Origin of the sequence: Kocuria rhizosphaerae (genome assembly GCF_044462265.1) — a bacterium.
Taxonomy (GTDB): Bacteria; Actinomycetota; Actinomycetes; order Actinomycetales; family Micrococcaceae; genus Kocuria; species Kocuria rhizosphaerae.
Genome location: NZ_JBISWL010000050.1, coordinates 1 through 2,108, shown reverse-complemented (window position 1 = coordinate 2,108; position 2,108 = coordinate 1). Strand labels below are relative to the sequence as shown.

2 protein-coding genes are annotated in these 2,108 nt (G+C 70.3%); both read right to left on the bottom strand.

From position 1 onward, the window contains the following. Window positions 1-2 precede the first annotated feature (2 nt). Entirely contained in the window at window positions 3-1,088 is a 1,086-nt protein-coding gene (locus tag ACH9EU_RS06100) for an inositol-3-phosphate synthase (RefSeq protein ID WP_396412500.1), read from the bottom strand. A gap of 131 nt (window positions 1,089-1,219) precedes the next feature. Then, window positions 1,220-1,396: a hypothetical protein gene (locus tag ACH9EU_RS06095; RefSeq protein ID WP_396413049.1), complete on the bottom strand. Its 177-nt coding sequence runs from the start codon at window positions 1,394-1,396 to the stop codon at window positions 1,220-1,222. Window positions 1,397-2,108 lie beyond the last annotated feature (712 nt).

The following is a 2,108-nucleotide window of genomic DNA, read 5'->3' as shown; positions in this document are numbered from 1 at the left end:
GGTCAGCGTTCGCGGTCGCCGCGGATGAACTCCTCCAGGCGGGTGCGGGCGACGTCGTCGGCCAGCTGCTCGGCCGGGGACTTCATGAAGTACGCCGAGGCCGAGGTCAGCGGCCCCCCGATCCCGCGGTCGGCCCCGATCTTCGCCGCCCGGATCGCGTCGATGATCACCCCGGCCGAGTTCGGCGAGTCCCACACCTCCAGCTTGTACTCCAGGGAGATCGGGGCGTTGCCGAACCCGTGACCCTCCAGCCGCACGAACGCGAACTTCCGGTCCTCCAACCACGGCACATGGTCCGAGGGGCCGATGTGCACGTCCTTCGTCCCGAACTCCCGCACCACGTTGGAGGTCACCGCCTGGGTCTTGGAGATCTTCTTCGACTCCAGCCGCGAACGCTCCAGCATGTTCATGAAGTCCATGTTCCCGCCCACGTTGAGCTGGTAGGTCCGATCCAGCACGTACCCGCGGTCCTCCATGAGCTTGGCCAGCACCCGGTGGGTGATCGTCGCCCCGATCTGGGACTTGATGTCATCACCCACGATCGGCACCCCCGCCTGAGCGAACCGCTGGGCCCACTCCGGGGTGGAGGCGATGAACACCGGCAGCGCGTTCACGAACGCCACCCCCGCCTCCAACGCCGCCTGGGCGTAGAACCGGTCGGCCTCCTCCGAGCCCACCGGCAGGTAGGACACCAGCACGTCCACCTCCGCCTCCCGCAGCGCCGCCGCCACGTCCACCGGCGCAGCGCCCGACTCCTCCACCGCCGCCCGGTAGTAGTCGCCCAGCCCGTCCAGGGTCGGACCCCGCTGGACCGTCACCCCCGTGTGCGGCACGCTCGCGAAGGACAGCGTGTTGTTCTGCCCGGCGGAGATCGCCTCGCACAGATCCCGCCCCACCTTCGCCGCGTCGACGTCGAAGGCGGCCACGAACTGCACGTCGGACACGTGGTAGTCGCCGAACACCACGTGCATGAGCCCGGGCACGGCACCGGCAGGATCGGCATCGGCGTAGAAGTGCACACCCTGCACCAGGGACGAGGCACAGTTGCCGACACCGGCGATGGCCACTCGGATCGGATGATGGGACACGGTACTCCTTGGGTCGTGAGGCGGTCGCGCGCACCGTGTGCGGGTGCGGCAACCCTCTGCGGGGTCGTGGGGACGAGGGGAACGGTGACGTGACGGCCCGTCCCGGGCAGCCCCCGGGCGGTGCGGGTCCGTCAGTGGTCGCGGGTCAGGAGGATCGACCGGGTGTCGCGGATCCCCACGGCCGCCGTCACGGCAGCGGCGTCGTGGGCGGGATCGATGACGACGCACTGCTCGTCGTCGCCGACGATCCGTACGTTGTTCTCCATCTCCCAGGTGCCGCCGTCCAGGGAGAACGTTCCCGAGGTCACCGGTCGCTCCGCTCTCACCCGACGGGAGGAGCCGGCTCCGCTCTGCGCGGTGGCCACCGTCCGCCCCGGCTCTGCCCGGTCCTCTCCCGGCACGGGGACGAAGCCGGAGACGCAGCCCGCGCTCATCGCGCCGCCTCCGGCGCCCGAGCGGCTCCGGAGTCCGTCATGGGGACCACGTCCGTGCTCCACGGCAGATCTCTCCCCCCGGACACCACGCGGTGAACTCGGTACATCACGTCTTCCTCTCCGCATCGGGGTCCGGTTGCTGTCACGGGCGGCGGATGAGAGCCTGCCCCGCCCTCCGCCCGCGCCGACGGGCCGGACCCGTGTCGCCTGAGCGCCAGACGCAACCTCAATCACATAGTGCAACTTAACTCTGCATAGAGTCTCCGGGGGACCGCCCTCCATGTCAAGGGTGTCGTGCCAGGTCGCCCGGGTGCGCGGACGTCCGGGGAACCGCGTCCGCCCTGCACGACGACCGCTTGGCCCGCACCCTCGCCGTCCGCCGGCCCCCGAGCGCCGGCTGCTGCCCTCAGGGGGGTGCTGCGGGTGTGCTGGGTCGTGACCGTTGGCGGTCGGTCTCATCGGTGGCCGGTCTCGGTGAGGTCCATGCGCTCGAGGATGGTGGCGGAGATCTCCTCGACGGACATGAACGCGGAGTTGAGGTGGGCGATGCCGTGGCGGGCGTAGAGCTCCTCGGCGTTGCGCAGTT